Annotated in this window: 23 protein-coding genes and 3 pseudogenes; 21 read left to right on the top strand and 5 right to left on the bottom strand. The window is 68.7% G+C overall.

Features of this window, described 5'->3' with window-relative positions; genetic code table 11:
- The first annotated feature begins 113 nt into the window (after positions 1 to 113).
- The 7 genes from OG714_RS52580 to OG714_RS52550 all read left to right on the top strand — a co-directional run bounded on the left by OG714_RS52580 (position 114) and on the right by OG714_RS52550 (position 6,757).
- A complete protein-coding gene (locus OG714_RS52580) occupies positions 114 to 1,094 on the top strand; it encodes a fumarylacetoacetate hydrolase family protein (protein ID WP_406131561.1) in 981 nt (326 codons plus the stop codon).
- Positions 1,073 to 2,056, top strand: coding sequence for a cyclase family protein (locus tag OG714_RS52575; RefSeq protein ID WP_406131560.1), 984 nt, complete (start codon positions 1,073 to 1,075; stop codon positions 2,054 to 2,056). Before OG714_RS52580 ends, OG714_RS52575 begins: the two co-directional genes overlap by 22 nt.
- Before the next feature lie 145 nt (positions 2,057 to 2,201).
- Positions 2,202 to 3,365 (top strand): FAD-dependent oxidoreductase, encoded by a 1,164-nt coding sequence (locus OG714_RS52570; RefSeq protein ID WP_406131559.1) that lies wholly within the window; start codon positions 2,202 to 2,204, stop codon positions 3,363 to 3,365.
- Positions 3,362 to 4,369, top strand: coding sequence for an amidohydrolase family protein (locus tag OG714_RS52565; protein WP_406131558.1), 1,008 nt, complete (start codon positions 3,362 to 3,364; stop codon positions 4,367 to 4,369). Before OG714_RS52570 ends, OG714_RS52565 begins: the two co-directional genes overlap by 4 nt.
- A gap of 11 nt (positions 4,370 to 4,380) precedes the next feature.
- On the top strand, positions 4,381 to 5,319 hold the full coding sequence (locus OG714_RS52560; RefSeq protein ID WP_406131557.1) for a VOC family protein: 939 nt from the start codon (positions 4,381 to 4,383) through the stop codon (positions 5,317 to 5,319).
- A gap of 114 nt (positions 5,320 to 5,433) precedes the next feature.
- A complete protein-coding gene (locus OG714_RS52555) occupies positions 5,434 to 6,405 on the top strand; it encodes a fumarylacetoacetate hydrolase family protein (RefSeq protein WP_406131556.1) in 972 nt (323 codons plus the stop codon).
- Between the two features lie 28 nt (positions 6,406 to 6,433).
- A complete protein-coding gene (locus OG714_RS52550; RefSeq protein WP_406131555.1) occupies positions 6,434 to 6,757 on the top strand; it encodes a hypothetical protein in 324 nt (107 codons plus the stop codon).
- A 279-nt stretch (positions 6,758 to 7,036) separates the two neighbouring features.
- Here the strand turns inward: OG714_RS52550 and OG714_RS52545 are convergent, their stop codons facing one another.
- Positions 7,037 to 8,761: a glycoside hydrolase family 6 protein gene (locus tag OG714_RS52545; RefSeq protein WP_406131554.1), complete on the bottom strand. Its 1,725-nt coding sequence runs from the start codon at positions 8,759 to 8,761 to the stop codon at positions 7,037 to 7,039.
- A gap of 796 nt (positions 8,762 to 9,557) precedes the next feature.
- Here OG714_RS52545 and OG714_RS52540 point away from each other — a divergent pair.
- Positions 9,558 to 10,118, top strand: a pseudogene (locus tag OG714_RS52540) (cellulose-binding domain-containing protein); the annotation flags it as partial.
- 102 nt (positions 10,119 to 10,220) lie between these two features.
- Here OG714_RS52540 and tnpA read toward each other — a convergent pair.
- Entirely contained in the window at positions 10,221 to 10,655 is a 435-nt protein-coding gene (gene tnpA / locus OG714_RS52535; RefSeq protein WP_406131553.1) for an IS200/IS605 family transposase, read from the bottom strand.
- A gap of 23 nt (positions 10,656 to 10,678) precedes the next feature.
- On the opposite strand from tnpA, the gene OG714_RS52530 reads away from it, so the two are divergent.
- The 5 genes and pseudogenes from OG714_RS52530 (at position 10,679) to OG714_RS52510 (ending at position 17,445) form a co-directional block, all read left to right on the top strand.
- On the top strand, positions 10,679 to 12,001 hold the full coding sequence (locus tag OG714_RS52530) for an RNA-guided endonuclease InsQ/TnpB family protein (protein WP_406131552.1): 1,323 nt from the start codon (positions 10,679 to 10,681) through the stop codon (positions 11,999 to 12,001).
- Positions 12,002 to 12,036: 35 nt separating this feature from the next.
- A pseudogene (locus OG714_RS52525) lies at positions 12,037 to 12,258 on the top strand (glycoside hydrolase family 48 protein); the annotation flags it as partial.
- Between the two features lie 334 nt (positions 12,259 to 12,592).
- Positions 12,593 to 13,615 carry a LacI family DNA-binding transcriptional regulator gene (locus OG714_RS52520; RefSeq protein WP_406131551.1) on the top strand — a complete coding sequence of 341 codons (1,023 nt, stop codon included), beginning with the start codon at positions 12,593 to 12,595 and terminating at the stop codon, positions 13,613 to 13,615.
- 229 nt (positions 13,616 to 13,844) lie between these two features.
- Entirely contained in the window at positions 13,845 to 14,975 is a 1,131-nt protein-coding gene (locus tag OG714_RS52515) for a GH12 family glycosyl hydrolase domain-containing protein (protein ID WP_406131550.1), read from the top strand.
- Positions 14,976 to 15,228: 253 nt separating this feature from the next.
- Positions 15,229 to 17,445, top strand: coding sequence for a 1,4-beta-glucanase (locus OG714_RS52510; RefSeq protein WP_406131549.1), 2,217 nt, complete (start codon positions 15,229 to 15,231; stop codon positions 17,443 to 17,445).
- Between the two features lie 520 nt (positions 17,446 to 17,965).
- On the opposite strand, the gene OG714_RS52505 is transcribed toward OG714_RS52510, so the two are convergent.
- Positions 17,966 to 18,454 (bottom strand): MarR family winged helix-turn-helix transcriptional regulator, encoded by a 489-nt coding sequence (locus tag OG714_RS52505; RefSeq protein ID WP_406131548.1) that lies wholly within the window; start codon positions 18,452 to 18,454, stop codon positions 17,966 to 17,968.
- Positions 18,455 to 18,542: 88 nt separating this feature from the next.
- Between OG714_RS52505 and OG714_RS52500 the strand changes: the two genes are divergently transcribed.
- The 4 genes and pseudogenes from OG714_RS52500 (at position 18,543) to OG714_RS52485 (ending at position 22,125) form a co-directional block, all read left to right on the top strand.
- Positions 18,543 to 19,130: an NADPH-dependent FMN reductase gene (locus tag OG714_RS52500; RefSeq protein ID WP_406131547.1), complete on the top strand. Its 588-nt coding sequence runs from the start codon at positions 18,543 to 18,545 to the stop codon at positions 19,128 to 19,130.
- A gap of 244 nt (positions 19,131 to 19,374) precedes the next feature.
- The gene (locus OG714_RS52495) at positions 19,375 to 20,211 is read left to right on the top strand and encodes an alpha/beta fold hydrolase (RefSeq protein ID WP_406131546.1); all 837 of its coding nucleotides are present in this window, start codon (positions 19,375 to 19,377) and stop codon (positions 20,209 to 20,211) included.
- Positions 20,204 to 20,824, top strand: a complete 621-nt coding sequence (locus OG714_RS52490; protein WP_406131545.1) for a TetR-like C-terminal domain-containing protein — start codon at positions 20,204 to 20,206, stop codon at positions 20,822 to 20,824. Before OG714_RS52495 ends, OG714_RS52490 begins: the two co-directional genes overlap by 8 nt.
- A gap of 179 nt (positions 20,825 to 21,003) precedes the next feature.
- Positions 21,004 to 22,125: pseudogene (locus OG714_RS52485) on the top strand (IS630 family transposase).
- A gap of 18 nt (positions 22,126 to 22,143) precedes the next feature.
- Here OG714_RS52485 and OG714_RS52480 read toward each other — a convergent pair.
- Positions 22,144 to 22,512: a hypothetical protein gene (locus OG714_RS52480; protein ID WP_406131544.1), complete on the bottom strand. Its 369-nt coding sequence runs from the start codon at positions 22,510 to 22,512 to the stop codon at positions 22,144 to 22,146.
- Between the two features lie 541 nt (positions 22,513 to 23,053).
- Here OG714_RS52480 and OG714_RS52475 point away from each other — a divergent pair.
- From OG714_RS52475 to OG714_RS52465, 3 genes are all read left to right on the top strand, one after another.
- On the top strand, positions 23,054 to 23,932 hold the full coding sequence (locus OG714_RS52475) for a GNAT family N-acetyltransferase (protein WP_406131543.1): 879 nt from the start codon (positions 23,054 to 23,056) through the stop codon (positions 23,930 to 23,932).
- A gap of 266 nt (positions 23,933 to 24,198) precedes the next feature.
- The gene (locus OG714_RS52470) at positions 24,199 to 24,342 is read left to right on the top strand and encodes a hypothetical protein (RefSeq protein ID WP_406131542.1); all 144 of its coding nucleotides are present in this window, start codon (positions 24,199 to 24,201) and stop codon (positions 24,340 to 24,342) included.
- A gap of 221 nt (positions 24,343 to 24,563) precedes the next feature.
- Positions 24,564 to 24,965: a helicase associated domain-containing protein gene (locus tag OG714_RS52465; protein WP_406131541.1), complete on the top strand. Its 402-nt coding sequence runs from the start codon at positions 24,564 to 24,566 to the stop codon at positions 24,963 to 24,965.
- Between the two features lie 28 nt (positions 24,966 to 24,993).
- Here the strand turns inward: OG714_RS52465 and OG714_RS52460 are convergent, their stop codons facing one another.
- Positions 24,994 to 25,317 (bottom strand): hypothetical protein, encoded by a 324-nt coding sequence (locus tag OG714_RS52460; protein WP_406131540.1) that lies wholly within the window; start codon positions 25,315 to 25,317, stop codon positions 24,994 to 24,996.
- Positions 25,318 to 25,548: 231 nt separating this feature from the next.
- Here OG714_RS52460 and OG714_RS52455 point away from each other — a divergent pair, with 231 nt between their 5' ends.
- Complete coding sequence (locus tag OG714_RS52455) at positions 25,549 to 25,773, top strand: hypothetical protein (protein WP_406131539.1); 225 nt, start codon at positions 25,549 to 25,551, stop codon at positions 25,771 to 25,773.
- Positions 25,774 to 25,866 lie beyond the last annotated feature (93 nt).

Raw genomic sequence — 25,866 nt, 5'->3', positions numbered from 1 at the left:
ACCTGGGGAAGTCAGAGCCATCTGTGACGTGGATATGGCGAATCCACAGGATTGATTTCCGTGATCAGCCGTTCGGGATCACAGTAGACCGCAACCCCGCAGGAGGAAATCTGATGGCAACGCTCGCGCAACCTGTCGGCCCGATCGCGCTCGGCACGTTTTCCGCCGAGGGCGGGGAGCCGTTCCCCGGCCTCCTGGCCAAGGGCCGGGTGCTCGACCTGAGCAGAGCCCTGACCTGGGCGCCCTCCGAGGTGCGTGCCGTGGTGGAGCGGTGGGAGGAGTCCCTCCCGGTCCTGCACGTCCTGGCGGACGAGGACGCCCTCGACTGGCGGCCGCTGACAGACCTGCGGGTGCACGCCCCGCTGGAGCCCCGCCAGATCTTCCAGTCCGGCGCCAACTACCGACAGCACGTGATCGACCTTGAGGTCGCCCACCGCTCCGCCGACGACCCGCGCACCGTCGAGGAGGCGCGTGCGGAGATCGCCGCGATCATGGACCGACGGGCCGCCGAGGACCTGCCGTACGTGTTCATCGGGCTGCCCACCACCATCGCGGGTCCGTACGACGACGTCGTCCTGCCCGCCTGGGCCGAACAGCCGGACTGGGAGCTGGAGTTGGCGGCGGTCATCGCCGAGCCCGCCTACCGGGTGTCCGTCGAGGAGGCCCTGGGGTACATCGCCGGGTACACCATCGCCAACGACCTCACCGACCGCGCGACCGTCTTCCGCCGGGACATGAAGGCCATCGGCACCGACTGGCTGCGCAGCAAGAACGCGCCCGGCTTCACACCGCTCGGACCGTGGCTCGTCCCGGCCGAGTCGATCGGGGACCCTGGTGACCTGCGGGTCACGTTGAAGCTGAACGGCGAAACCATGCAGGACGAGTCCACCAAGGACATGCTGTTCGGCGTCGCACGCCTGGTGTCGTACATCTCCCAGACCGCCCGACTCCTGCCCGGCGACCTGGTGCTGACGGGCAGCCCGGCCGGCAACGGCATCCACTGGGGCCGGCTGCTGCGCGACGGAGACGTCATGGAGGGGTCCATCACTGGTCTGGGTGTCCAGCGCACCCGATGCGTCGGGGAAGCCTTGTGAACCGCCACGACCCCGAGAGCGCGATCGCCGAGGCCGCCAAGGCGTACTCCAACTGGGGGCGTTGGGGCGAGGACGACGTGCTCGGCACCCTGAACTTCCTCAACGAGGCCAAGCGGCGCGAGGGCGCCGCACTGGTCCGCCGGGGGGTCACCTTCTCCCTGTCACAGCGGTTCGACATGAACGGGCCGCAGAAGGGCTGGCGCCGGCGGACGAACCCCGTGCACACCATGCTGGACACGGGGACGGACGCGGCGCTGGGCAACCAGGGCTTCCCCCACGGCATCGGCGGCGCCGACGACGTGATCGCGATGCCGCTGCAGTGCTCGACCCAGTGGGACGGGCTCGGGCACATCTTCGACCACGGCAAGGCGTGGAACGGCCGCGCCGCGGAGAAGGTCGTCACCTCCGACGGCGACCTGGTCACCGGCATCGAGCACATGGCCCCGTACGTCGCCGGACGCGGGGTGCTGCTGGACGTGGCCCGGGTCATCGGTGACGACGACGGTGAACCGGAGCTGCCGGACGGCTTCGCGATCACCGCGGAGCACCTGACCGCGACCGCCGAGGCCCACGGCGTGAGCGTCGGACGCGGCGACATCGCCCTTGTCCGCACCGGGCACCTCGCCCGCGCCCGGCGCGACGGCTGGGGCGACTACGCGGGCGGCCCCGCACCCGGCCTGTCCTTCACCACTGCCGGCTGGCTGCACCGCACCGAGATCGCCGCGATCGCCACCGATACCTGGGGCTTCGAGGTACGGCCCAACGAGTTCCTCCACGCCTTCCAGCCGCTGCACCAGGTCGTCATCCCCAACATGGGCCTGCTGATCGGCGAGATGTGGGACCTCGACGCCCTCGCCGCGGACTGCGCGGCGGACGGCGTGTACGAGTTCTGGCTCACCGCAGCTCCCCTCCCCATCACCGGAGCCGTCGGCTCACCTGTCAACCCCATCGCGGTCAAGTAGCCGCCCGGTCTCCGGATGCACCCTTCCCTGACAGGAGTGGCTCATCCGGCCCGCCCCCGTCCCCACCCAGGCCCGCACTCCCAGCGAGCTGGCCGCACCCCCGCCGCCCGAAGCCGTGCGGCCCGACCGGGAGGTATTCCCGACGATGACCGAACCCCGCACTCTCCCCCAGCCTCCGGCCGGGGGCACCCGCACCGTCCTCGTCATCGGCGGGGGCGCCTCCGGCAACGCCGTCACCATCCTGCTGCGCCGTGCCGGTATCGCCGTGGACCTGATCGAGGCCAAGCCCGACTGGAACGCCACCACCGGCTCTGGCATCACCCTCCAGGGCAACGCCCTCAGAGTGCTGCGCGAGCTGGGCGTGTGGGATCAGGTGAGCGCTTCCGGCTTCGCCTTCGGCTCACTGGGCCTGACCGCCCCGGACGGCACCGTCCTGTTCGTCGCCGACGACATCCAGACCGGCGGCCCCGACCTGCCCGCCACCCTCGGCATGCAGCGCCCCCGACTCCAGCAGATCCTCATCGACGCGGTCCGCGCCTCCGGCGCCACCGTGCGCCTCGGCACCACCGCCGAGACCCTGAAGCAGGACGCCGACGGCGTCTCGGTGCTCTTCAGCGACGGCACCGAAGGCCACTACGACCTGGTCATCGCCGCCGACGGCCTCAACTCGGCGACCCGCACCGCGATCGGCATCACAGACAAACCGGAGCCCACCGGAATGGCCATCTGGCGCATCGCCGCCCCCCGCCCCGAAGGACTGGAGCGCACGGACCTGGCGACCGGCGGGCCCGCTTACATCGCGGGCTACTGTCCCACCAGCGAAGACACCATCTACGCCTACGTCGTCGAGGCCAACCGTGAGCGCGCCTCGATCCCGCCGGAGTCCCTCCCCGACGAGATGCGCGAACTCGCCCAGGGCTACGGCGGCTACTGGCCCGAGATCGTGAAGCACATCGAGGACCCGGCCCAGGTCAACTACACCTGGTTCCACCGTCTCCTGGTGGAGGGGCCCTGGCACCGCGGCCGGGTCGTGCTCGTCGGGGACGCCGCCCACTGCTGCCCGCCCACCTTCGCCCAGGGCGCGGCGATGTCCCTGGAGGACGCCCTGGTCCTCGCGGAGCTGCTCACCGCCCGGAACGACTGGGACGACGAGCTCTTCACCGAATACCACGACCGCCGCCTCCCCCGCGTCAGCATGGTCGTCGACGCCTCCTGCCAACTGGGCCAGTGGCATCTCGACGGGGTGCGGGACGCGGACGTGCCCGGGCTGACCTACCGCACCCTGAACGCGCTGAAGGAACTCCCGTGACCGAGCCCGAGTCGATACCGACGATCGACGTCCACGCCCACCTCCTGCTGCCGGAGGTCGAGGAGGCCGTGGCCGGTCATTCCGGCCTCGCCGAGGCCCGTAACCTCGACGCCCGGCGCAACGGCCCGGCGGCCCTGGCCGTGAGCGGCCCCATGGTCGGCGCACGGGTGCCGAAGCTGACGGACGTGGCCGTGCGGCTGGCGGCCATGGACGCGCAGGGCGTGGACATCCAGCTGGTCAGCCCGTCCCCGTCGCACTACCACTACTGGGCCGAGCCTCAGCTGGCCCAGAAGGTCTGCCGCTTGGCCAACGAGGGCACCGCCGCGCACTGCGCGAAGGCACCCGACCGGCTGCACGGCCTCGGCCTGACCCCCCTCCAACACCCCGATCTAGCCGTCGAGTTGCTCGACCACGCACTGGACCAGGGACTGAAGGGTGTGGAGATCTCCTCGCACGCACCCGGCCACGAGTTGTCGGATCCCGCGTACGAACCCTTCTGGTCCCGGGCGGAGGAGACCGGCGCCCTGGTCTTCCTGCACCCCTTCGGCTGCACGCTGGATGAGCGCCTGGACCAGTGGTATCTGTCCAACACCGTCGGTCAGCCCACCGAGAACGCCGTCGCGCTCTCCCACCTGATCTTCTCCGGCGCCCTGGACCGCCATCCGGGCCTGCAGCTGATCGCGGCGCACGGCGGTGGCTACCTGCCCACCCACATCGGCCGCTCCGACCACGCCTGGCGGGCCCGCACGGACGCCCAGGGCTGCTCACGGGAGCCGAGCAGCTATCTGCGGCAGCTGTACTTCGACTCCCTCGTCCACGACCCCCACGTCCTGCGGAAGCTGCTCCGGGCGGCCGGCCCGGAACGGGTCCTGCTCGGCTCCGACTTCCCCTTCGACATGGGCACCGAGGACCCGCTGGGTGCACTGCGCGCGGCGGACCTGCCCGATGCCGACTTCCACTCCGTCCGCGGCGCGAACGCCGCGGCCCTGCTCAACCTCTTCTGAGGAGGAACCCCATGAGCAACCGTCTGCTCACTCATCTGCGGCACGTCGACCTCGCCGTGCCCGACTACGACAAGCAGCTCGAGTTCTACTCTGGCGTGTGGGGCCTGACCAATGCCGAAGAGGACTCCGGCATCTCCTTCCTGGCAGCCGAGGGCTCCCCCGAACGGTATGTGATCCGGCTGCGCCAGGCTGAGGAGAAGCGCCTCGACCTGGTCTCCTACGGGGCCGCGAACGCGGCCGACGTGGACACCCTGGCCGAGGAACTCCTCGCGGGTGGTGTCCAGTTGATCTCCCAGCCGGGCAAGGTGGACACTCCCGGCGGCGGTTACGGCTTCCGCTTCTTCGACGTCGACGGGCGCACCATCGAGGTCTTGGCCGACGTGGAGGTACGGCAGCACCGCAGGATCGAGGAAAAGGAGTCGATCCCGGTCAAGCTGTCGCACGTCGTGCTCAACTCCCCCGATCTGAACAAGACGCGGGAGTGGTACGAGCGCCACCTGGGCTTCCGCCTCTCCGACACGCTGCACTCGCCGCACATGGGCGAGGTCATGCACTTCATGCGGATCTCCAACCAGCACCACTCGATGGCCATCGCGCAGGGCCCGCACACCGCCCTGCACCACGTCTCCTTCGAGATGCGCGGCCTGGACGAGTACATGCGCGGCTCGGGTCGGGTGATGCGGGCCGGCGTCCGCAAGGTCTGGGGCCCCGGCCGTCACATGGCCGGCGACAACACGTTCACCTACTTCCTCGACCCGCACGGCAACACGGTCGAGTACACGACGGAGCTGGAGGTCCTGGACGAGGACACCTGGCACCCCCACGTCTACGACTTCTCCCAGCCCGAGGTCACCGACCAATGGGGCACGGCCAATCCGATGAACGAACTGATCGCCAAGGAGTCGTTCAACGACGTCGACCCCGGCGTCTTCGTCGCCCCGCCGGTCTGACCGGCACGGCGTCCCGGTCGCCGGGGGCGCGGCAGCCCTGGCATGCCCTGCCTCCCCGCCGCGCCCCCGGTCCCGTTCCGCCTCCTCCCGCCCTCCCCCCGAGAGGACCCTGCCATGCGTTTCGCCGCGTACGAGTACCGCAACCGACGCCAGGTGGCCGTCGTCGAAGAGAACGGCACGCTCTATCCCCTGCCCGGGATCAGCTCGCTGACCGGCCTGCTCGCCGCAGGCGGCGGGCTGGCCGAACTGCTCGAGGCGGGCTCCGCGATGCTCGACGTCGCGGCTGGCCCGCAGGTCTCCGAGGTGCGGCTGCTGCCGCCGCTCCAGCCCCCCACCGTACGAGACTTCGTCACCTTCGAGGAACACGTCGAGGGCGTACGGCGCTCCCTGGAGGAGGCGGCGGGGGTGCCGGAGCGGTGGTACGAGGCGCCGACGTTCTACTTCACCAACCCGTACGCGGTGTATGGCCCGCACGACGACATCCCGGTGCCGCCGGGGTCGGGCGTCCTCGACTTCGAGCTCGAGGTGGCCGCCGTGATCGGCAAGGAGGGCCGGGATCTGACCCCCGAGCAGGCCCGCGAGCACATCGTCGGCTACACGGTCTTCAACGACTGGTCCGCCCGTGACCTGCAGTCGGCGGAGATGAAGGTGGGCCTGGGCCCCTGCAAGGGCAAGGACACCGCCACCACCCTGGGCCCGTACCTGGTCACCGCCGACGAGCTGGAGAAGTACCGCGACGCGGACGGCTTCCTGCGCCTCGCGCTGACCGCCGAGATCAACGGCAAGGCCGTCGGCAAGGACATGTTGTCCAACATGAGCTGGACGTTCGAGGAGATGGTGGCCTACGCCTCGCGCGGCACCTGGGTGCGCCCCGGTGATGTGCTGGGCTCTGGGACCTGCGGCAACGGCGGCTGCCTCGCCGAGCTGTGGGGTGTACGTGGCGAGCAGGACCCGGCGCCGCTCAAGCCTGGCGACACCGTGACGCTCACCGTGGAGGGCATCGGGTCCGTCTCCAACACCGTCGTGAGGGGCGTTGATCCCATGCCGGTTCCAGCGGCTCGGCGTCGCTCCCGGGAGAGACCATGACCGAGCGGCTGTCGGCAAGGTCGTCGTCGTGACAGGCACGGTCGGCGGGCACAGTGCCACGGAGGCCGAGATACTCACCCGCGACGACGCCCGGGTGCGCGCCACCGACGTGACCGAGGCACCTGGCTGCCGCCGTCTCGACGTCGGAAGCGCCAAAGAGTGGGCCGAACTCGCCGCCGAACCAGGGAAGTCGTACGGCCGCGCAGCCTCCTGGCGCCGGCCCTTGCCGGAGTCGACCGCCGTCAAGTCGGCCACGGCCCCCGGCTGCAGCAACGCCGAGACGGACCGCGCCACACCCGGGTCCTGTACAGGGAGGCCATCCGGCAGCTCACCCTCAAAAGCGCCCTTCTGAGCCAAGGTGCAACTGTCCATCCCCTGTCCCCCGGACCCCGACGGACCTGAAAGGACAGGTATTCCCCCCTGCCAAGTCGCCCTCCTCGAACAGGTTCGAGCCGAGCAGGACTCGCACCATCCACCAGACGGCCGCAGCGGTCATCAGACTCACCCGGCTCGACGCCTGGTGGAGTGGACGCCTGACGCGCACCTGACCGTGGCGCGCGGGATCCGCCGGGATCCGTTCCTCGGTAGGGCCGAGGAACGGATCCCGGCAGTCACACACCGCGTCAGCAGGTCACGACAACGGCGGGTACGCGTTCTGGATCAGCTGCTGGAACTGGGCGGAGAACCAGTGTCCGGCCAGCGGCGAGTTCGCCAGCGCGCCCGTGGCGTTGTTGCCGTTGCGCGCGTTGCCGCCGTACGTCGGGTCGCACATCCGGTCGAAGCCCTTGCCCTCGTCGTTGGGGACGGCGGCACTGTTGCCGTCGGACTCCCCCGGCGGCTTCACCCACACGTAGGCGTCGATACCGGCGGCCGGAGCCGCTGTCGGCCGTTCCCCGATGCCTGCCCCGCTCTGGTTGCACCAGTTGCCGGCGTGGATCCGCCGGTCGATCCGACTGCTGTCGACGTAGCCGTCCACGGTGGTCTGCGCTCCGGGTCCGGTGGGCCGGGCGGAGCCGCCCCAGCCGTTGCGTGAGGTGTCGATCAGCATGCCGAGTCCGGAGTCGAATCCGGACGCGACTAGCTTGTCGCGCAGCGCCTGGGCAAAGGACTGCTCGTCCACGTACTGGTTCCAGTCCACCCACTTCGACTGGCGTACGGTCTGTCCGTTCACCGTGTCCGTGACCTTGAGGTACGGCTCCTTGGTGGGGCTGTAGTTCGCGGTGTTGACGATGAAGCCGGCCACGTCGTTCACGCTCGCGCCGTTCGAGGTCGCGACCTTGTGAAACTCCTGCACCGCGGGATCGAGGTTGCTGTCCCAGCCGAGCCAGCCGTGGTGGGCTGCGTCGATGTAGTTGTAGACGTTCGGGATGGCACCCAGCTTGTCCAGGGCGTAGCCCACGCCCTTCTCGTAGTTGCCGTTGGACTTCATGGTCACGCAGGCGTCGGTGGTGGTGGGGGTGCCGCCGGCGTTGGTGACCAGGTTGGGCAGCGAGTCGGGCTCGATGACGGTGGCGACCCGCAGGCCCGCGTACTTGGCCTCGGAGAGGATCGACGCGATGGGGTCGATGTACTGGGATTTGTACTTGTCGAGGTCGTTCGGCCCCAGCTCCCCGTTGGAGGCGAGGGCGGCGCAGTCGCGGCCGGGCAGGTCGTAGATGACGAGCTGGACGACGAGATCTCCGGAGCCCTTCTGCCTCAGGGCTTCGTCGAGGTGGGCGCGCAGGCCCATGCCGCCGCCCACACCGTTGATGGCGGCGATGCGGTCCAGCCAGACGGCGGTGGGCTGGTCGGCGATGCGGCTGCCGCCCGGTTCCGCGGCGGCTTTGGCGGACCACTCGGGGTTCACGTACACCTTGGCGCCTGTGTAGGGGTTGTCGGCACGACTGCCGGTGTCGCCACCTCCACCGCCCCCGGTACCACCGCCGGTGCCGCCGCCGTTGTCGACGTTGCAGGCGACACCGTCGAGCGTGAACGTGGCGGGCACGCTGTTGGTGCCGCTGTAGGAGCCGTTGAACCCGAAGCTGACCGAACCCCCGCTCGTGAGAGGGCCGTTGTAGCTCTCATTGGCGGCGGTGACGTCGGCACCGCTCTGGCTGAGCTTCGTGTTCCAGGCGTTCGTGACCTTCTGGTTGCCGGCATACGACCACTTCACCGACCAACTCGACTTGGCGGCCGCGTTGTTGGTGATGGTCACGGCGGCGGTGAAGCCGGTGTCCCACTGGCTCTGCACCTTGTAGTCGACGGTGCAGGGGATGGACGAGGTGGCGGCGCCGGCTTGGCCGACAAGGAACGCCGACCCCGTCGTCCCGGCGACCAGCGCCACGGCGACGAGCAGCGATGTCCTGGTGTGACTCATGTGCGGGTGCTTCCTTCTCTCGTGGTGGACTTGTGGATGAAGACCGCGCGAACGGCCGCGCGAACCCCTGCCCAGGGCACGCGTGGCGTTCCGGTGATCGGTGAGCTGGTACGTCCGGCATCACCTCGAAGGCACCGCCGTCCTGCCGGCGCTTCGAGGCCTCCGTCGTACTGGGAGGGGACGCCTGGTCAGGCGCAGGGGCGCTCAGTCGTCCGCGAAGGTGCCGACCGCCGACTGAGGTTCCCTACGGTTCGAGGCGGGACTTCACGCCCTGCGTCTCGTGGTGGGCCACCGGGACACCGGCAGCGTCGACGCGGTTCGGGGTTTCGTTCCCGGGCTTGGTGACCGGCACGGTGCGGAGAATGTGCGGCGCTCGCGAAGTACGGCGGGGCACTCGCCGATCGGTCGACGGCGCCGCCTCGGAGTGCGCACGCCCAATGCACGCGGCCGTGGTTGCCCGGGCCGGGAACACCTCGTGGAACAGTGCGCGAGAGCGCGTCGCTGACTAAAAGTACCGAATGCGGGGGGTGTCGCATGAGCGAGTCCTTACAGCTTGGCGCGCCGCTACGGACGCGTCACTGATGGAACCGCTCCCACTGGTGGGGAGGAAGTTAGCGTCAACTGACGAGGTTTCATAGGGTCCTTGCGAAACTTTTCGATCCATCGGTTCAGTTCGAACTTTGAACGCCCCAGCATCTTGACCGTGCCCGCCTTCATCCCCACGATGGGAGCGCTCCCACTGGATTCAGGCCTTGGCATCTCTCCATGAGTCGCGTGACGCAAGGAGGAACAGCACATGGATCCCGGACGCAAACGAAGAGCCGTACGACGGCTTTGGACCGCCGTCGCCGCCGCGTTCGCCCTCCCCCTGACGATGCTCGCCACCGGCACGACCACCGCGAACGCGGCGACCGTGCAGTGCAGCGTCGACTACAAGACCAACGACTGGGGTTCCGGCTTCACCGCCGACCTCACCCTCACCAACCGCGGCACCGCCGCCATCGACGGCTGGACTTTGACCTACGGCTACACGGGCAACCAGCAGCTCGCGAACGGGTGGAACGGCACCTGGTCCCAGACCGGTCAGACCATCACCGTCAAGAACGCCTCGTACAACGGCACCATCCCCCCGGGCGGCGCCGTCTCCGCGGGAGCACAGTTCAGCTACAGCGGAACCAACGCCGCTCCGACGAACTTCACGGTCAACGGCACCAGTTGCACCGGCGCCCACCAGCCCCCGATCACCGTGCTGACCAGCCCGGCCGCCGGCGCCGTCTACTCGCGCGGGGACGCCGTGCCGCTCGCGGCGACGGCGGCGGCCGCGGACGGCGCGACAATCGGCAAGGTGGAGTTCTACCTCTGATCTTGCGCAGTGCTCCGTCCTTCAGGGCGGGGGTGAAGCGCATCCTTGGCCCGGAGGCGCGGAGCGCCGGTGTTCACTGCGCCTTGGGACCCCGGCTCAGACGGCCGCGGGCCGCTGCTGGTTCTCGATGTACTGGCGGACGACGGTCAGGGGTGCGCCGCCGCAGGATCCGGCGAAGTAGGAGCCGGACCAGAAGTGTCCGCCCCATAGGTAGCGGCGGACGTGGGTGTCGTACTCCTGGCGGAGGTATCGGGAGCTGACGCCCTTGAGGGAGTTGACCAGCTTGGAAAGCTGGACCTTGGGCGGGTAGTGGACGAGCAGGTGCACGTGGTCCTCTTCGCCGTTGAACTGCTTCAGCTCGGCCTCGAAGTCGGCGCAGACCTCCCGCATGATCTCTTCGGTGCGCGTCAGCATGGCATCGGTGAACGCCTTCCGTCGGTATTTGGTGACGAAAACCAAGTGGACGTGCAGGTTGCAGACAACATGACGACCGGTTCTGACATCGGGATTTGGGTTCCATCGTGGTGACATGAACCAAATGATACGGTCCTCACGTGAGCAGCGAACATGTGTGGGAGAAGCGGCAGTTCGGGCATCGTGCCCGTCTCGCGCTGACGCCTGCGCAGGTCCTGCTCATGGATGAGCAGGCCCACGCCGCCCGTGCGATGTGGAATCAGATCCACGACCTGTGGCAGATGACGCCGAAGTGTCAGCGTTCGCTGTCCCGCATGGACCAGACGTTGCGGCAGGCCCGTAAAGAGATCGACTGGTACGGGGTCCTTCCCGCGCAGGCTGCGCAGGCGGTCCTCAAGACGTACCTGCAGGCGTGGAAAAACTGCTGGGAGGGCCGGGCCGAGGAACCCAACTTCAAGGCCCGTATCCGGTCGGTGATGTCCGTGGACATCCCGCAGGGACGCGACCTCCAGATCAAGCGGGTGCACCGCCGATGGGGCATGGTCAACATTCCCAGGATCGGCCGTGTCCGGTTCCGCTGGACGAAGGATCTCCCCGTCGGCAAGGCCGCGAACAAGGAGAACCGCGTCACCGGGGCACGGCTCGTCAAGGATGCGCTCGGCTGGCACATCGCTTTCCGTATCCACAGCCTGCAACCCAGGCCCGCCCCGCACGTCGGCCCCGAGGTCGGCATCGACGTCGGGGTGAATCTGCCCCTCGCCCTGTCCGACGGCAACCATCAGGACCACGGGCGCGCGCCCCGGCTCCCGGACGGAACCGCCGACCGCGACAAGTGGTTGAACCCCGACGAGAAAGCCAAGCTCCTCCGCCTGGAACAGCGGGCCGCGCACCGCAAGAGCTTCCGCAAACCCACCGAGCGCGGCTCGAAGCGGCTGCGTTGCACCTACGACCAGATCAAGCAGCTCCGCGCAAGAGCCACGCGCCGCGCCGTTGACTGGCAGCACCAGACCACCACCGGCCTCGCCCGCCGGTACGGCACGGTTGTGGTCGAAGCACTCACCATCACGAACATGGTCAAGTCCGCCAGGGGCACCACCGAGGAACCCGGGAAGAACGTCGCCCAGAAGTCCGGCCTGAACCGCTCCATCAGCCAAGAAGCATGGGGCCGCACCGTGACACAGCTGGCGTACAAGACCGCTCGCCAGGGCGGCACCCTGCACAAGGTCCCGGCCCCGAACACCTCCCGGCGCTGCTGCGCCTGCGGGTTCATCACCCCCGGCAGCCGCGAAGACCAGGCCACGTTCGTATGCAGGAACCCGGACTGCGGGTGGGAAGGCAACGCCGACCACAACGCGGCCCGGAACGTCTTGCACCTGTACCGGACGGGCCACGCGCTCGTCCCGGCTGCCGGAAGGGCAGTCGCAAGGCGCACCCGTGGCGTCAAACCCACCACCGCAAGGTAGGTAGGAATCTCCCCCGTTCACGGGGGAGAGAACTTCAAGTGCCGAGCGGCTGGACCGGCAAGATGCCGAACGGTGAAGCGATCGACTCGTCCTCTACGTTCGCCTCGATCCGGGCCTTCTACAAGAACGACCCGGCCTGGTCGAAGGTCGAGGCCTATCTCAAGGGCGGCGCCGCGCCCGTCTTCACCTATCACCGGTTCTGGGCCCAGGCGGACATCGCCCTGGCCATGGGCTCGTACGCGGAGTTGCTTGAGTAGCCCCCGCCGGCGCTCCGCGTACCGGACCCCGTCGCCAGGTGACGGGGTCACCCGGCCGGGCGGCCCCCCACCCACGTAGGGAGCCGCCCGGCCATCCCAGGACCAGTTCGAGCCGCTCACTCAACGACCGGCATTCCCCTGTGCAAACGCAGATCACCAGGGCCTGGCAGCTCGTTTCGTTTATGACGGAGAACGCCCACACCTCCCCACCCGAAACGGGAGCGCTCCCAATCCATGGGGGCACGGCGACCGTCTGTAACTATGCCACTGGTGAATTCGTGTGCTCATCCCCCTCCGGCCGGTAAGATCGGTGATCTCTTGGGGGGAGGTGGTCATGGGCAGGCGACGCCCGGGGGCACCGACGCTGGAAGAGGTGGCTGCCCACGCGCGGGTGGGACGGGGCACGGTCTCCCGCGTCATCAACAACGCGGCGGGCGTGAAGGATTCGACGCGCCGGGCCGTACAGCGAGCCATCGAGGAACTGGGTTACGTTCCCAATCTCGCGGCCCGTTCCCTGGCGGGACGACGGGCCGACGCCGTCGCCCTGGTCATGACGGAGCCGGACTGGCGGCAGTTCGCGGAGCCCTTCTTCTCCGAGATCGTCAGTTCGCTCGGAAACGCGCTGACAGACACCGGAATACAACTGCTGCTGACCCTGGTCCGCTCGGACACCGAACGGCAGCGCTTCCTCGAATACGCGCGCGGCGGCCGGGTCGACGGCGTCCTGCTGATGTCCGTGCACGCCGGCGACCCCCTGCCCGACATGCTCGCCGAGGCCCGGCTGCCGACTGTGCTGCTGGGGCGCCGTTCCGGGGAGGAGTACGTCAGCTACGTCGACGCGGACAACATCGGCGGCGCCCGCAGCGCTGTCTCCCACCTGGCCAAACGGGGCCGCAGAGTCATCGCCACCATCACCGGGCCGCTCGACCTGTACGCCGCCCAGTGCCGGCTGCGCGGCTACGAAGAGGCCCTGAAACTCGCGGGCCTGAAGGGCCTGCCGACCCTTGTCGCCGAAAGCGACTTCACTACGGACAGCGGACGGCGCGCCATGGCCGAGCTCCTCGAACGGCATCCGGACATCGACGGTGTCGTCGCCGCATCGGACACCACGGCCGCGGGGGCTCTGGAGGCCCTGCGCGCGGCCGGACGCCGGGTACCCGAGGACGTCGCCGTGATCGGCTTCGACGACTTTCCGCTGGCCCAGCAGACCGAACCACGGCTGACGACGGTGCGTCAGCCGATCGAGGAGATAGGGGGGGCCATGATCCGGCTGCTCCTGGAGGAGATGGAGGAGGGCGCCGTGGCCTGGCGTCACGTCATCCTCCGCACGGAGCTTGTGGTCCGCGACTCGACCTGACCTCTGTCGGCACATCCGCCGGGGAACGCACCGGCGGTCGGCGCACGGCGTCTCGCCCCCGTGTCCGACCTGCGCGTCCGAAATCGCTTCAACGGGTTCACGCCGACAGTCTTGTCATGGACCTGGACCGTCCCTACAGTCCTGCCGAGCCAAGTTTTGGGAGCGCTCCCATTCACATAGTCGCGGGAGCGCTTCCCCACTACCCCCCATCCCTCGGAAGAGGATCCGCATGCGTCCTTCAACGCACCATGCCCGCAGCGCGCGTGGCCTGCTCGGCGCTCTGCTCACCTCGCTCGTCTCACTCGCCGCGCTTCTGACCACAGCGCCGGTGGCACAGGCCGACACCACGATCTGCCAGCCCTTCGGCACGACGACCATCCAGGGCCGATACGTGGTCCAGAACAACCGCTGGGGCACCAGTGCCGCCCAGTGCATCACCGCGACGGACTCGGGGTTCAGGATCACCCAGGCCGACGGATCCGTCCCCACGAACGGCGCCCCGAAGTCGTACCCGTCCGTCTACAGCGGCTGCCACTACACCAACTGCTCACCCGGAACCAACCTCCCCGCGCAGCTCAGCACCGTCTCCACCGCACCGTCGAGCATCTCCTACAACTACGTGAACGACGCGGTGTACGACGCCGCGTACGACATCTGGCTCGACCCCACACCCCGCACCGACGGGGTGAACCGGACCGAGATCATGATCTGGTTCAACAAGGTCGGATCCATCCAGCCCATCGGCTCCCCGGTCGCCACCGCCAGCGTGGGCGGGCGCGACTGGCAGGTATGGTCCGGCAACAACGGCTCGAACGACGTGCTGTCGTTCGTCGCACCGTCGGCAATCACCAGCTGGTCCTTCGACGTCATGGACTTCGCCCGGCAGGCCATTTCCCGCGGACTCGCGCAGAACAACTGGTATCTGACGAGTGTTCAGGCCGGGTTCGAACCCTGGCAGAACGGCGCGGGCCTCGCCGTGACCTCGTTCTCCTCCACCGTCAACACGGGTTCCTCCGGCGGCCCGGGCAACCCCGGCGGCTCCACGTCCTGCAAGGTGGCATACGCGACCAACGTCTGGCCTGGCGGCTTCACCGCCGACGTCACCATCACCAACACTGGATCCTCCCCCATCAGCGGCTGGAAGCTCGGGTTCACGCTCCCCTCGGGGCAGCAGATCTCCAATGCCTGGAACGCGAACCTGTCCTCGTCGTCAGGAGCCGTCACAGCCAGCAACGCGGCTCACAACGGCGACGTGGCGGCCGGAGGCCAGGTGTCCTTCGGATTCCAGGGCACCGTTGGCGGAACTTTCGCCAAGCCTTCTGCCTTCAACCTGAACGGGAACACCTGCACCATCGCGTGACACATCTTCAGCCTCCGGGGTCCGCCTGATCCCACCACGCCGACCGGCGGACTCCGGAGGCCGCAGGGCCCAGCCCTTCCCACACTGAGCCCCCAAGGGGCGCCGAAGAACACGCATAACCCCTTCGGCGCCACCAAGCATTCAATGACAAAACGGACATGCACAATGACCCGGAGTGATCACGCCTGCCGGTCAGTCACTGATCCGCGCCGTGACCACGCCTCACCTCCAGCTCCACAGATCGAGGTATGTCATGCATGGGTCCCATCCGAGTCGGCGTGCCGTTCTTGCCGGGAGCGCGGCGGCCGCCGCGCTGGTCGGCCTCCCGTCCGTCCAGGGCCGTGCCCAGGCAGCGGGCTCCGCGGTCGGGGCGGCGACAGCAGCGTCGCCCTACAACTGGCGCAACGTGTTCATCGGCGGCACCGGATTCGTCACCGGCGTGGTGTTCCACCCCGCCGCGCGGGGGCTCGCCTACGCCCGTACCGACATGGGCGGCGCCTACCGCTGGGACGACAGCGCGGCCCGCTGGATCCCGCTGCTGGACTGGCTCAGCCAGGACGACCAGAACCTCCTCGGCGTCGAGTCCCTGGCCATCGACCCCGCCAAGCCGGACCGCCTCTACCTGGCTCTCGGCACCTACGCCCAGTCGTGGGCGGACAACGGTGCGTTCCTGCGCTCCGACGACCGCGGGGCGACCTGGACCCGTACCAACCTCAGCGTCAAGCTCGGTTCCAACGAGGACGGCCGGGGCACGGGCGAGCGTCTCCTCGTGGACCCGCGCAACAGTGACACCCTGTGGCTGGGCACCCGGCACGACGGCCTCCTCAAGTCGACGGACCGGGGCGCCACCTGGGCCGCCGCGCCGGGCTTCCCACCCAAGCCCAACGCCTCCGGCCAGGGCATCACCGTCCTCGTCGCCGCCAAGCGCACCCTGTACGCAGGCTGGGGTGACGGCGACGGCACCTCGTCCGCAACCACCCTGTACAGCACCACCGACGGCACCAAGTGGGTACCCGTCGCCGGGCAGCCATCCGGGCCCGCGGCCAAGATGCCGATGCGAGCCGCGTACGACAGCCGCGCCAAGGAGCTGTACGTGACGTACGCCAACGCGCCCGGCCCCAACGGCCAGTCCAACGGCAGCGTGCGCAAACTGGCCGTCACCACCGGTACGTGGACCGATGTCACCCCGGTGAAGCCCGGCGGCGCTGACGGCTTCGGATACAGCGGGGCGGCCGTCGACGCCCAGCGCAGCGGCACCGTCGTCGTCACCACCAACAACCGCTGGTCGTCGGGCGACACCCTGTTCCGCACCACCGACGGGGGCCGCACCTGGACCTCCCTCAAGGACTCGGCGACCATCGACGTGTCGGAGACCCCCTACCTCAAGTGGGGCAAGGCCGCGCCGACGTTCGGCTGGTGGATCCAGATGGCCGCCATCGACCCGTTCGACTCCCAGCACATCGTCTACGGCACCGGCGCCACCCTCTACGGCACCCGCGACCTGAAGAAGTGGGCCCCGCAGATCCGTGGCCTGGAGGAGACGTCGGTGCTCTTCCTGATCTCGCCCCCGACCGGCCAGGCACACCTGCTCAGCGGCTCACGGGACATCGGGACGCTGTACCACGACCGGCTCACGTCGTCTCCGGCCGGCGGCCTGGCGACCAACCCCCTCTTCACCACGGCGACGGGCCTCGCACAGGCCGCGAACAAGCCGTCGTACGTGGTCCGCACGGGCACGGGCGACAACGGCAACGGCGCCTACTCGAACGACGGCGGGCAGACCTGGACACCCTTCAAGTCCCAGCCTTCCATCGCCAAGGAGGCACCGGGGCCGATCGCCACGACCGCCGACGGCAGCGTGCTGGTGTGGTCCTTCATCCACTGGGACGCCACGAAGCACCCGACCCAGCGCTCCACGGACAACGGCGCCACCTGGTCGGAGATCTCCTCGTTCCCCGCCGGCGCCACACCGGTGGCGGACCCGACCGACCCCAAGGTCCTGTACACGTTCGACACCGCCACGGGAAAGCTGCTCGCCAGCACCGACAAGGGGCTGACGTTCGCGGCCCGGGCCACCGGACTCCCCTCCGGCGACGGCGGGTACCAGCTGGCCGCGGCACCGGGACGCTCCGGTGACCTGTGGCTCAGCACTAAGGGCAACGGACTGTTTCGCTCCACCGACGGCGGCAAATCCTTCACGAAGATCACGAGCTGCCAGGCCTCGTACACTCTCGGCTTCGGCGCGGCGGCCGATGGCGCATCCTTCCTCTCGGTCTACCAGGTCGCCACCGTGGGAGGCGTCACCGGCGTCTATCGCTCCGACGACGCCGCGAAAACCTGGCTGCGCATCAACGACGACGAGCACCAGTGGGCCTGGATCGGTCAGGCCATCACCGGGGACCCCCGGGTCTACGGCCAGGTGTACCTGGCCACCAACGGCCGCGGCATCCAGTTCGGCCAACCGGCCTGACACGCGAACACCACCGCGGCCGGAGCCGGATGAGCCGACTGTTGCCCCTGCAAGCGCTCCGCTCGCAGGGGCTCGGTGGACGGAGTCGGTGCCGGGCGGACCGGACCCGCGTCGGCCGCACGACGTCCGGCCGCAAAGCGATCCACGGTGCCTCTCAGCCGACGGGACCCCTGCCCGAAGCAGGCCGTCGCCAGCCAGCTTGAGTGAGCTCCACTGCTGCGGGCGGCTGCCCTTGGGTGTGTGCGTGTCCGCCGGGTCGAGTACCGCGTCGGGCCTGGTCCGCGAGTGCACGGACGCGCTCCGAAGTTCGTGTCGTCTGTCCGCCCACAGAGTCTTCGCCTCCCGTCCTACGGGACCTCGTCCTCGGCCGGTTCGCGGGCGTCCGCGTCGGCACACGGAGGCCTATGCCACGATCAAGCCTGGCAAGAGTCAACAACGCTCGTGACCAATACATCTAGGGCCTGTCTGACAATGCCCGGGCTGCATCGGCAACGCCTGTCAGGGCGGCGCAGGGCACGATCTAGGACGCACCGTCGTCGGCGGTCTCGCTGGTGCGCGGCTCGAGGCGGTCGACTGCTTGCTCGCTCCATGCTCGGATGACCGATGCCTGCTCGGGAGCGAGGGAGTCGAGGAAGTGGCGGCGGATGTTGCCAGCATGTACGAGTACGGCGCTCTGCGCGGCGCGGAGGCCCTCGACGGTCAGCCCGATCCCCGCGCGGCGGCCGTCGGCCCCGTACTGGGTGCGTTTGACGAAGCCGCGGTTTTCCATGCGCGTCAGCTGATGTGAGACGCGGCTCTTGTCCCAGTCGAGCGACTCGGAGAGCTCGCCGACACGCATCTCGCGGCCGGTGGTTCGCCAGAGTGTCACCAGCACACTGAACTCGGCCTTCGAGATACCGCAGTCACGCTGCAGACCACGCTCCAGCTCCCTGGTGAGCAGGCGCTGCGCCCGCATCCAGGTGTCCCAGAACTCCCACTCCTCGGGTTCCAGCGATCGAGTCTCCGTCATATCGCCGAGGATACCGCGACCAGCAGAGTTGTCACGTCAACTCACTCCAATCTAGAGTTGACGTGACAACTCTCCCGGAAGGAAGACCATGCCACTCCGCATCGCACTCATCCTCGGTAGCACCCGCCCCGGTCGCCGCGGCGACCAGATCGCCGCCTGGACACTGGAGTCTGCCCGTGCCCACGGCGGCGCGGACTACGAACTCGTCGACCTCGCCGACCACAACCTCGGCAACCTCGACGAGCCGGGCAACCCGAGCTTCCAGCAGTACCAGCACGACCACACCCACGCCTGGGGCGCACTCATCGACAGCTTCGACGGCTACGTCTTCCTCGTCCCCGAGTACAACCACTCCTTTCCCGGAGTCCTGAAGAACGCCCTGGACTACGTCTACCGGGAGTGGAACGACAAGGCCGCCGGGATCATCAGCTACGGCGGCTGGGCCGCCGGGGCCCGGGCCGCCGAGGCGCTGCGGCTCGTCCTCGCCGAACTCCAGGTGGCCACGGTCCGCGCCCAGCCCACCATCTCGACGCACCCCTCGTTCCACACCGGCACCTTCGTCCCCCAGGAGGGTCTCGACACTGCCGTGGGCGGCATACTCGACCAGGTGACCGCCTGGTCCGGCGCGCTGCGCGGGGTGCGCCAGGCCAGAACGCAGACGACCACAGCCGCCTGAGACCCGATTCGTGGCCGATCACGTGACGCGCACGCGGCGAGCTGACGGACACCGCATAGGAGACGTCGACTGAGGAGGGGAACCAGCAGTCCCGCCAGGAAGCCAGGCCCGAAGGCGTTCGGCGGGGATCCTTCGTTCCCGATGCCCGGCCCCCGATCGAGCGCGGCCGGGTGTGGCGTTGACCCTCACGGCTAACATGACTAGTCTATAGCTAATTACGTTAGCCATTTTGGTGGAGGACGGCATGACCGAGCACCTGAGAATCGGCAAGAACACCATCGCCTTCGACGTGACCGGGGAAGGTCCCCTGGTCGTGCTGGCGCACGGTATCGGCGACAGCCGGCACTCCTACCGCTTCCTCGTTCCCGGCCTGGTGGCCGCCGGCTACCGGGTCGCGAACGTCGACATCCGCGGGTGCGGTGAGTCCAGCCTCGGCTGGGACGGTTACAGCCGCACCGACATCGCCGGAGATCTGGTCGCCGTCGTGCGTCACCTCGGCGGCCCGGCCGTGATCATCGGGCAGTCGATCAGCAGCGGCGCCGCGACCATCGCGGCCGCCACCGCGCCCGACGTGATCAGCGGAGTGATCGAGCTGGCTCCGTTCACCCGTGCGCAGCCGGTCGACCTGGGCGGGCTGATCCGGGTCAAGCGTTTCCGGACCGGGTACATGCGGATGGCGCAGGTCATCGTCCGGGGACGCCTGGCGGACTGGAAGAAGTACCTCGACGTGGCCTACCCCGCCAAGCCCGCCGACTGGAACAGCGAACTGGCCCGCATAGAGGCCACGCTGAGTGAGCCCGGCCGGATGAAGGCCCTGCAGGCCATGTGCAAGTCCAAGCCCACCGACGCCGGCGCCCAGCTCGCCCACGTCACCTGCCCGGTCCTGATCATTGAAGGCAGCCTGGACCCCGACTGGGCCGACCCCCGCGCCGAAGGGGCGAAGATCATCGCCGACCTGCCCGCCGGCCTCGGCGAGCTGGCCGTGATCGACGGCGCCGGCCACTACCCGCACGCCCAGACCCCCGACCAGGTCCTCGCGCTGGCCCTGCCGTTCCTGGCTAAGGCGGCCGGCCGTGCCTAGGGCCGGACTCACCGCCGCGGCGGTCACCGAAGCCGCCGCCGCCCTGGTCGACGAGATCGGGTTCGACCAGCTCGGCATGGGCCTGGTCGCCGAACGGCTCGGAGTCAAAACCCCCTCGCTGTACAAACACGTCACCGGCCAGACCGACCTCGCCCACCGGATCGCCATCCTGGCCATGAACCAGTGCGCCGACGCCATCCGCGACGCCATTCAGGGCCGGTCCGGCACCGAGGCCCTGGCCTGCGGCGCACAGGCGATGCGGACATTCGTCAAGGACCACCACGGCCGATACGCCGCAGCCAACGCCGCCCGTCCGACCGGACCCGACGACCCCCTCATCGACGCCCTCAACCGGGTGGTCGACTCCTGGGCCGCCATGCTCCACGGCTACCACATCGACCCCGACCAGCAGATCCACGCGCTGCGGATGCTCCGCACCGTCCTGCACGGATACGCATCCCTGGAAGCAGCCGGCGGGTTCCAGTTCGCCACCGACATCGACGACAGCTTCACCTGGATGATCGACTTCATCGACCACGGCCTGCAGGAGACCACGGCCACCAGCACCCACAGCGCCCCCTCCCGCACGGCCGCGCCGGGCGTGACGCTCTGACCGCCGCGCACTGCGCTCCACGCCAGTCCCCGGCCCCGCCGGGTACCGGTGGGGCCACCCGCTCGCCGAACCCCCGCCCCTCCCTTCCGCGCCTAGTGCTGTGACCGAATAGGTTCGCCGGGTCGGTGTTCGTGGCGGTTGGATGTGGGATGACGTCCGATCCGACCGCTGGAGGCGCGGTGGCCGAGCCTGTCCGTGTGCGCAGACTGACCGATCAGGAGGGGCAGAAGCTGCAGCGGATCGTGCGCCGGGGCAGCACCAGTTCGGTGCGTAACCGGCGGGCGATGATGCTGCTGGCCTCGGCCGGCGGGAACCGGGTGCCGGTGATCGCCCAGCTGGTGCAGGCCGACGAGGACACCGTCCGGGATGTGATCCACCGCTTCAACGAGATCGGCCTGGCCTGCCTGGACCCTCGGTGGGCGGGAGGCCTCCCCCGCCAACTCAGCTCTGACGACGAGGACTTCGTCGTCCAGACGGCCACCACCCGCCCCGCCAAACACGGCCAGCCTTTCACTCGCTGGTCACTGCGCAAACTTGTCGCTTAGCTGCGGAAAGTCCACGACCGTGTGATCCGCATCGGCCGAGAGGCGTTACGCGGCCTGCTCGCCCGCCGCGGTGTCACCTTCCAGCGCACCAAGACCTGGAAAGAATCCCCCGACCCGGACCGTGAAACGAAGCTGGACCGGGTCGAGGAGGTCCTGGACCGCTTCCCGGACCGGGTGTTCGCCTTTGACGAGTTCGGACCGCTCGGCATCCGGCCCACCGCGGGCTCGGGTTGGGCCGAACGGAAACATCCCGACCGGGTGCCGGCCACCTACCACCGCACGCACGGTGTGCGCTACTTCCACGGCTGCTACTCGGTGGGCGACGACCGCCTGTGGGGTGTCAATCTCCGAAAGAAAGGTGCCGTGAACACGCTGGCCGAACTGAAGTCGATCCGCGCCGCCCGGCCCGACGGCGCACCTATCTACGTCATCCTGGACAACCTGTCCGCCCACAAAGGCGCCGACATCCGCCGCTGGGCGATGAAGCACAAGGTCGAGTTGTGCTTCACCCCGACCTACGCGTCGTGGGCGAACCCGATCGAGGCGCATTTCGGGCCGCTGAGGCAGTTCACCATCGCCAACTCGAACTATCCCAACCACACCGTGCAGACCCGGGCCTTGCACGCCTACTTGCGGTGGCGCAACGCCAACGCACGCCACCCGGGCGTCCTGGCCGCCGAACGCAAGGAACGCGCCCGCATCCGCAGCGAGAAGGGCATCCGCTGGGGAGGACGGCCCGCAGCCACGGCCGCATGAGGAGCTGGTCGCCGCGGCTCAGCCCTGGCGACAGCGGGCAATGAGCTGTGCACCCTCTGCGGTGAGCAACTGCGGCATCAGCCGGCGCAGCGCAACGGCATGCTGATGGACTCGCTTAAGCATGGCTCGCCGAGTTGGGGCCGAGCCGGGAACGTCTTGAGCGGGACCGCATCTGCTCAGGACATACAACTCGTCCAGCCATACGCCCCTGGCCCTCACGCCGTCCGATGCGACCGGGGCGACCAGCGTCGTCACCACGGGCTCGTGCACGTCCAGGAACCAGACCTCCACGTCCAGGCCGACGCTGTGGAAGAGAAGCCCGTTGTCGGTCTGCTCCGGGCCCGAAAAACCGACGTCCTCGACCAGGAACGCGAACTCAACGCTCACCTCTGTCCGGAATGCCTCGGTCAGATCCCCCCGATTCCCCATTCTTCGATACTCCGAGATCGTCAACGCCGGCGGAAGACCCAGACCCGGTGGACCTTCGCGGTCACAGCACTAGCCGGACCCGCGCTGTCTGGCAGTGCCAGCCCGTCCCGACGTTGTCGGAGCTGCTTACCGCTCGGCTCGGCATCCCCTGAGCCGAACTGCCCCCAGCTTCAGCCGGATTGCTGCGACAACCCGGCGGTGAAGGTCTCTCACCTCACTCGATTCCATGGCGCCTCGTGGCGCACCCACGAGATACGACTCGCCGTCCCTACGCAGCAACCGTGCTGGTCGCGGCCATCAACGAGTGGCTGTGACCACACGGCCACCAGCCTTCAGTTAATCCTTTGCCGAGCAACCAATAGACCAGCTACGTTCTCCCAGCCGTCCATGTTGATCCGGACCGGCGCTGTCGACGAGGAGGTGTGGAGCACATGCGCAGGAGTGCCCAGCAGTTGAGCCCGCGTACTGACCTTTGCCACCTCCTGACGACGGAGACACCTTGTCGCTTCGCATCACCCCACTGACCGACCCCGCTCACGGGGCACGCAGCCGACGCCTTGCATGGCTGGCGTCCGACGCCGATTCCAGCCCCGTCGGGACGGCCTTTCTGCGCCTGTTCGATGGCGGACAACAGCATCTGGCCGAACTGACCCTCCACGTCCACCCCGTGGAGCGCCGCAAAGGCGTCGGCTCCCAGCTCCTCGACAGCGCCGTGGCCGCCGCCCGGGACAACGCCCGTCGCTGCGTCAGCGCGCAGGCCCAGGCCGGATCGCCCGGCGACCACTTCCTGCCGGCCCACGGCTTCCGCAAGGTGCTCACCCTGAGGTTCGCCCGCCTGCCCCTGGCGGACGTGGACGCCATCGCCCTCGCCGAGGTCATCGAGCGTCCGCATCCCGGCTACCGGCTGACGTCATGGCAGGGAACCGTCCCCGACGCCCTCGCCCAGACGTTTGCCGCCTCACGCCGCGCCATGGACGACATGCCCACGGACGACACCGACTACGGCACCGAGGCCTGGGACGTGGACCGGGTCCGGGCTGCGGCGAAGGCCGTCGAACAGCGCGGCGACCAGCTGCACACGGTCGTCGCCATCGACACTGCCGACGACTCGATCGCCGGATTCACCGAACTCGTCGTCCCCGGCAGTGGCAGGGGTGATGGCCAGCACTACGGCACCGGCGTGCTGCCCGAGCACCGCGGACACGGCCTCGGCCAATGGATGAAGGCCGAGTCGATCCGGCAAGCCCATGGGCGCTATCCAGACCTCGGCGGCCTCCTGACCGACACTGCCGACAGCAACACGCACATGAGACACATCAGCGACAGCCTCGGCTACGTGCCCACGCACACGACACTGCAGTATCAGCTCGACCTGTAGAGACGAGCGGACGGGCCGGACCTGGGCATCTCCTCGTCCGGCCCGTCGGCACTTTCACAACAGGCCCTAGAACGATCAGCCTGTGGACAGATTCCGGCACCGGAGCGGAAGCACTTGCTGGCGAGCCGAGCATGGGACCAGTGCCCTCAACCCGAACGAGGGACAGCGCGTCGGGGCCGAAGGCATCAAGCTCAACAGGGGACAGAACCGCAGGAGTTGAGAGATCGGGGCGGTGCGGCATCACCGATGACGAGGACTACGGGCCCTTGGTCTTCACACGCACACGGGAAGATGCCAACGCGGACGGCACCTTCATCACGATCCCGCCCGCGGCAGGCACGGCCGTCGGCATCAAGATGCCGCTCATCATCACCGCGGACGCGCGCGAGGAGTTCGGACCGCGCAGCTGACTGCCATCGATGAGGGCTGGAACTACCCCTGGCCACTCGGCTGGCAGCGCCCCTACCGCGTCCTCGCCGACCTCGTCGACGCCGACGGCGTCCTGCCAACCATCCAGCCGAGCGTCCTGCTCGAGGGCGACGACATCGGCAAATGGCTCGCACGGCAACGCGAGGCAAGCACCTGGGCACAGCTGTCCACCTAACAGCAGGAACGACTGACGGCGTGGGGAGTGACACCCGCCCAGGCGCCGTCTCCCGACCCTGCGGCGAAGCGCACGGCGGAAACGGGCCCGAGCAAGGCGGAACAGGCCTTCCAACGCGGCCTGACGGCCCTCACGCAGTGGGTAGAACGGGAAGTCGCAGGCCGGACGGTGCCGCGCGGGCACATCGAAGAGATCCCGGTCGACGGCGAGACGGAACCGGTGACCGTGAAGCTGGGCGTATGGATCTCCAACACCCGCGCAAGGCGCCACAAACTCACCGCCGAACAACTCGCCGCACTCCGGGGGCCGGCATGGACTGGGCATGAGGACACAGTCGTTGTGCTGACCCTCGCTATGAAGCGGCCGGTCCGAGGAGCCCCGGACCGGCCGCTTCATGTGCGGCGTTCTCAGACATCTCCCGCTCGGTGATACGCCTGGAAGCCGAGCCTTGTCCCGCTCAGCCGATGAACAACACCGAGCGGGGGCCTCCGATATGGGCCACCGAGCGACCGGGGTCCAGGTTCAAGACAAAAAAGGTGCAGTTGGCGCCGGAGTAGACACTCATCGTCTTGTCCGTCTGGTTGGCGATGAGATCTGGCTGGACCTGGAGGTTGATACAGACGTTGTCCGGCGGGTTGGTGATCCGGAACTCCTGGCCGCTGACCGAGAAGTACCGAAGCGCTCCCGTGGCGGCCTGAGCGTCGGTGGACAAGCCGATAGCCAGAACGGCTGCCGTGCCAACCGCCAGGCCGAGCCTGCCCAGACGGGCGAGTGTGAGCATAAGAGGTCCCCGTTTCCTGCATGGCGCCGGCTCTCAGCGGTCCGGCAGCAAAGTAAGAGAGCCCCCCGCTTGGGGCTGATGTTGTTGCTGCTCACCGGCGACCCGGCGCGCCCGGCTTCCCACGGTGCCCTCCTCCATAGTCGGCGGGCCCCGCATGTCCCTCATGTTGGGGATGGAGCCATCGTCATGCCACACGTGTGCCGCTCAGCGGACCGATGCATCGGCCTCCGCGTGTCCCGTTCGAACCAGGCACTGCAGCCCGCACACATCACCAGGGCAACGGCAAGCTGCGCCACATCCGGTCCGAGATCCGGACCCGGCTGCGGCAGCTACTGGAAGGCGCCCGTCGCCTGCGCGCTCGCCCGTACGGCGGGCTACGGCGTCCTCCGCGGCTCCGCCGACGCCGTGAGCGCGAGCGCGACCGGGTGGGTCATCTGGTGGATCCAGCAGCACTGACCCGGCGCACCCGCTGATCCCACATCCGCCGACTCGATGGTCCCGCTCCCGAGGCCGGGGCCACCAGCGGCTCCCCCGTACGCAGTCACCACG

The sequence above is a fragment of the Streptomyces sp. NBC_00989 genome, assembly GCF_045162655.1.
In the GTDB taxonomy this organism is placed as follows: Bacteria; Actinomycetota; Actinomycetes; order Streptomycetales; family Streptomycetaceae; genus Streptomyces.
The sequence above is the reverse complement of the archived record's forward strand: the minus strand, read 5'-3'. Positions and strand labels throughout refer to the sequence as shown.